This window comes from Clostridium sp., assembly GCF_036569345.1.
Taxonomy (GTDB): domain Bacteria; phylum Bacillota; class Clostridia; order Clostridiales; family Clostridiaceae; genus Clostridium_AD.
Window position 1 is genome coordinate 1 of sequence record NZ_DATCQT010000080.1, and the last position, 5047, is coordinate 5047.

6 protein-coding genes are annotated in these 5047 nt (G+C 30.2%); all 6 read right to left on the minus strand.

All coding sequences use genetic code 11. The annotated features are described in order from the left end of the window. Positions 1-324: hypothetical protein (locus VIM70_RS07960; protein ID WP_331945219.1), on the minus strand; the 324-nt coding region annotated here is incomplete at its 3' end. 26 nt (positions 325-350) lie between these two features. After that, the gene (locus VIM70_RS07965) at positions 351-827 is read right to left on the minus strand and encodes a hypothetical protein (protein WP_331945220.1); all 477 of its coding nucleotides are present in this window, start codon (positions 825-827) and stop codon (positions 351-353) included. A gap of 14 nt (positions 828-841) precedes the next feature. Beyond that, a complete protein-coding gene (locus VIM70_RS07970; protein ID WP_331945221.1) occupies positions 842-1507 on the minus strand; it encodes a hypothetical protein in 666 nt (221 codons plus the stop codon). A 90-nt stretch (positions 1508-1597) separates the two neighbouring features. Continuing rightward, a complete protein-coding gene (locus VIM70_RS07975; protein ID WP_331945222.1) occupies positions 1598-2653 on the minus strand; it encodes a hypothetical protein in 1056 nt (351 codons plus the stop codon). 90 nt (positions 2654-2743) lie between these two features. Then, positions 2744-3232: a hypothetical protein gene (locus VIM70_RS07980; RefSeq protein ID WP_331945223.1), complete on the minus strand. Its 489-nt coding sequence runs from the start codon at positions 3230-3232 to the stop codon at positions 2744-2746. A 123-nt stretch (positions 3233-3355) separates the two neighbouring features. Continuing rightward, on the minus strand, positions 3356-5047 hold a 1692-nt coding region (locus VIM70_RS07985), incomplete at its 5' end, for a hypothetical protein (RefSeq protein WP_331945224.1).

Sequence of the window (5047 nt, forward strand, 5' to 3'; positions counted from 1 at the left end):
AATTCTAGATTTAACTAAATAAGTATCATCTACTTTTGTACTATTATTATAATGCTGAAAGTAATCACCATATTTCATAATCCCTTGATTCATTTGTATTGTTTTAATTACTTTATCCCTAAGAATTTTGACAGTAATTAAAGCTTTATATGAAATATTATTTAAAGTAATATCCTTTGCTTGATTTGAATTAATAAGGATGTTGAAGGATGAAACAGCACTATTACGTTGAGAAGTGAGGGAATCTGACATTTCAGGGATATAATCTTGATTTGAATTGTTAAATTTGATAAACTTATTTATGTATGCCAAGTCTATTGTCATCCAATCTACCTCCTATTAATTTTATATTACTGATTAGGGTTTTTAAGCTTATGTGTAAGTCTGTCCCTGTTTAGGTAACTTTGGATTGACGTATCAACATCATCGCCAATAGATTTCAACATTTTCTCATAAGAATCCCTGTCATTTGCAGGAGAGAAGAGGTTTAATTCTGATGACTTGAATGTTAATCCTAATATTTTTAATTTGTTGCGATTTTCGCACATGAGTAAAAAATACATGCAATCGTTTAATAAATTTATTTCAATATCAGTCAATTGATTATTGAATTGTATATCGTCCTTATCGTAGAAGTCTATTTGTGGGACACCTGATTCATATATCATAGAAATTGAATTCTTTAATAGACTTAAACTATGAGCTTCAACTAGACTTGCTATTTCTACTGGGTCAGTAATTCCTGCATATGAAGTATATGACTTATCATTCATCAATTTACTCATATAAAAATCACCATAAACCTCATCATATAATGTATTTGCCATAAGCTATCACCTACCTATATTCTTATATCAAGAATTGCTTCTATTGCATGTAATTTATTCATTTTCCATTCTATTGTTCCTTCACTATCTTTTTTTCTTATAACAGCTATGAATGCTTCTTTCATTCTTTCAGGACATCCTGCCATAACTTTTTTAATTTCCTCTGTTGATTTATCTAAAAATGTATCCATATCTTCTGGATAAACTATATTTTCATATATATATTGCAATCCTAAATCATTGATTGCACTTTGATGTTTCTTATTTATTAATATAGAACCTATTTGTAATCCATTCTGTGGATATCCTGCAATTTCTTGTAACTCACTAAACTGAATATTAACTTTTGAACCATATTTAGGCATTTTCTTAAAATTTCCTGAGTTTCTAGTTCCTAAATCATAAGCACCTAAATCATCAATTTCAAATTTTGGAATATTACATATAACTTCTACAAATTCATTTCCTGCTGTTGGAGCATTTGCTTGAGTCTGTTTAAATTCCTTTTTATCATTTTCAAATGTCTTTTTTTCTTGCATAAATTGTGTTTGCATATCTTTAAAATCTTTCATTTGTTGCATTAATTCAGATAACATTTGTGCTTGTGTATTATCTGTTTCTACAACTTTGTCTACTTTTACTTCTGTTTTTTCTACTTCTTCACTTTTAATTTTAGCCATTTAAAATCTCACTCCTATATTTTTATATTATTTTAATAAGAGTGAGAAATAAATCCCACTCTTTTGATACTAATATTTACTTATTTAAAACTAAGATAATCTGTAAATACCATATTTACCTTTTGCTACTACTGCTATTCCGTATTGTTTTATGAATTTGTAGTTAACTGACATATCATCAGCCTCAAATACATTAGATGACTCTCTGATTATAGCGTCTCCTTCAATACCAAGTTTAACAATTTTTTGGTCAGATGCTGGAAGTATGTATATAAACTTATCATCTAAAGCAAAATTATCTGTGTTTGGTACATGTGCTTGTGCTAATTCCATTAAATCTGTTCCTAAGAAGTTACCTAAGAAACCTTTAGCATTAAATTGTTCTTTCATTGATTCGCTCATGTATCCTTGAAGATTTGCACTAGCTTGTAATATACTTGATAATCCTATCTGAGTACCAAATGCTGAAGCTGTATCAGAATGAGAACCTGCTTTAACATGATTAGCTAAAGTTAAGAAAGTTTGTGGGTTAAATGCTGAACCGTCTACTTTGTAGTTAGCTCCTAAACCTGCTAAAGTTCCAACTAATGCAGTGTTAACATCTGCTTTCATTTGTGTAAACATAGCTTTCTGAACTGAGTTTATTCTGTTTGACCAGTTTACTCTACCAGAAAGTATATTAAATCCACTTTCTTTTATAGATACGCCTCTTGCTTCAGTATCAAGTGAAATGTTATCAGTATGTAAAATATCTGAAGTCATTACTGTTGTACCTTTACCTAATTTTGTAACGCTTGGAAGGTATGGTGTTTCAACTTCAAATAATATTTTATCTCCCCATCCTACTGTCTGAATTTCTGTCATGAAGTCTAATTGAGTTTCTAAAGTTGTAGCAACGATAGAATCAATAGTTACTGCCATTAAACCAAAGAAGTTATGTTTTTGAACTGGGTCTAAATCCTGTAATCTTACATTACCATTTCTGTATTTTGAAACATCAATACCACAAGTTGTTGCAACTGCTTTCTTAAAATTATCTTCCTCATGTGTCTTTTCTTCATATAAATCTTTAGCAAAAGTAAATATTGAATTCTCTTTTGCAATACCTCCTATTTCCTCTTTACTAAAACGTCTGATATCTGCCATTTATAATTCCTCCTAAAATTTATTATTGTCTTTTATATTATTTAAATATTGTTATGTATAATTTTTTATATCATTTTAAACTTGGTAAAACTATGCTTCTCTTATAACTCTGAATCCTAATGTTGTTCTTTGTCCTATTCTGATTGGTTCAGCTATTGCGGTTATTCTATAAGCTACTACTCCAACTGTTGCTGTAGCTGTAACTGCCATTTTATAAGCACCGTTTACTGGTGAAGCATATGAACCTACTGCTATAGTACCTGTTACTGCGTCATTACTAAGAACAACTTCTTGTCCTATTTTAACAATAACACCTTTAACTATTTCGTCTTGAGCTGATACTAATTGGTCTATAACCTCTGTTCCTACATAAGCTATAAATTCTTTTGCAACTAAAAGTGTTGCTGTAGCTAAGTTAGCTGTTGCTGGTTTAACTGCTGTGTAAACATCCTTGTTACCTACTACTGTTACTCCTAATGCTACTGCACTACCATTCTCTGTTGCTGCGTCTGCGATTTTAACTGATTTGAATACATACTCCTTGTTTTCTCCTACTAATTGAATTATACTTGTTGCCATTATAAATTCCTCCTTTTAAGTCCTGTTCGGACTATTTGGTTATTTTTTATTTTAATATTTATATATATAAAATAACGCTTTTACACGTTAAAATATCCTTGTGTTTTGTATTATTATAACTTGTTATTTTGTTTCTTTTTTACACCATTTAGTTTTATAATCTGGTTCTTTTTCTTCAGTTTTTTCTTCTTTTGCTTCATATTTGTAAACTCCAAAACTCATTATCTGAGAATCTTCTTTTTTCTTTTTAGCAAAAGTTTTACTTGCAAATTTGCCTAACATTACAAATAATTCTGTTTCAACAGATTCTAATTCTTCTTCTACTGCTTTAACTTTTAAATCTTTAAATTCTTGAGTTTCAACTAAACAAGCAAATTCTTCTTTAGCAAATAATTCAGCCATTTTAGCTTCTTTTTCTTTAAGTTTATAAGAATTTAATTCAGTTTCTACAGTTTCTTTATCTATTATTAATGTAGCGAATTCACTTTGTAATTTCTCTAAATCAGCATTTACTTTATCAAAATCTTTCTTTGATTTATCAACTACAGGAGTTGTTTTATCAGCTTCTGCTTTTTTATCATCTGCAACTTTTTTTGCATCAGTTGTAGCTTTATCAGTAGCTTTTTTTACAATAGCTTCTGTTTTCTTTGCAAATAATGATTTCATACTTGAAAATCCCATATCTGCAAGTTCTGTTTCTTCGTCATCTCCACCAACTAGTGGTCTCCAATCCCCTCTTGTATAAGCTACTTTATTAGCAAAATCCAATGTAACTTGGTCTCCTGTCATAGCATAAGGAACACCATAACATTCATCACAGTCACAATCACAAACGATTACTAATTTATCATCTGTTATAAGGTCACACATAAAATACTGTTGAGATTCACAAGGTTCACCCCAGTAATCTACTGTCGAAACTATCATTTCTTCTAGTTCTTCATTAATTGCAGAAGATATTTGACTAACACTTAATGTAAAAGTTTTAGTTTCTTCTACTGCAATAGGTTCAACTTCTGGTTCAACTGTTGTTTCTGTTTCTACAATTTCTTCAGTTTCTTCTACTACATTTTCTGGAGCAGGTGTCTCTTCAACTTCTAAAAGAGGTGCTACTTCTGGTACTAACGGTTCTTCAACTATTACTTCTATTTCTTCTGGTTCAACTTTTAGTTCTTCACTCATATTCTTTCCTCCTTGTATATTAAAATTTTTAAATTCTTTTAACATTACTTCATATTCTTTTCTGAACTCTGTCTTCATTGAGTATGTATCAAAATGACTGCCTCCAAAACATGGCTCAACATCAGATTCACCTCTATAAGATACAGTTCCATCTGAATTTCTAACACAATCTGTCCCCAATACAGTTAATGCTTCAAAGGAAAAATCCGTTATATGATACAATTCATCCTTTTTATCAAAATAACCTCCATTATCCCCTATGGAAATTTCCATAGATTGGTTGAAACGTCTATCAAAAACATTTTTTGCTTCAGGGTATCTTTTAGTCCATAAAATTATGCCCTCAACCACAAGATAATTTTGATTGTCTCCTTGAATTTCCCAATAACATTTTGCATCACTGGAGACAAATCCTATAGGTGATGGACGTACTATTGTTTTTTCATGTTCTGCGTAGTTACCCTTTATATCAGCATTTATTTCATTTTTAACATTAGATAAGTATTCTCCTACAATTGGCGTTCCAAATATACTTGGTAATGCTTTTTCATAAGCTTCTTTAGAAATAAAACTTCCATTTGGGTTTCCATCAGTATATGCAACATAGCATTTTCCTTTAGAAAAACCTTCGTT

Bases quoted from the DNA above. Each gene is read 5' to 3' on its own strand.
- VIM70_RS07965 (WP_331945220.1), bottom strand. From the start codon at position 827: ATGGCAAATACATTATATGATGAGGTTTATGGTGATTTTTATATGAGT.
- VIM70_RS07970 (WP_331945221.1), bottom strand. From the start codon at position 1,507: ATGGCTAAAATTAAAAGTGAAGAAGTAGAAAAAACAGAAGTAAAAGTA.
- VIM70_RS07975 (WP_331945222.1), bottom strand. From the start codon at position 2,653: ATGGCAGATATCAGACGTTTTAGTAAAGAGGAAATAGGAGGTATTGCA.
- VIM70_RS07980 (WP_331945223.1), bottom strand. From the start codon at position 3,232: ATGGCAACAAGTATAATTCAATTAGTAGGAGAAAACAAGGAGTATGTA.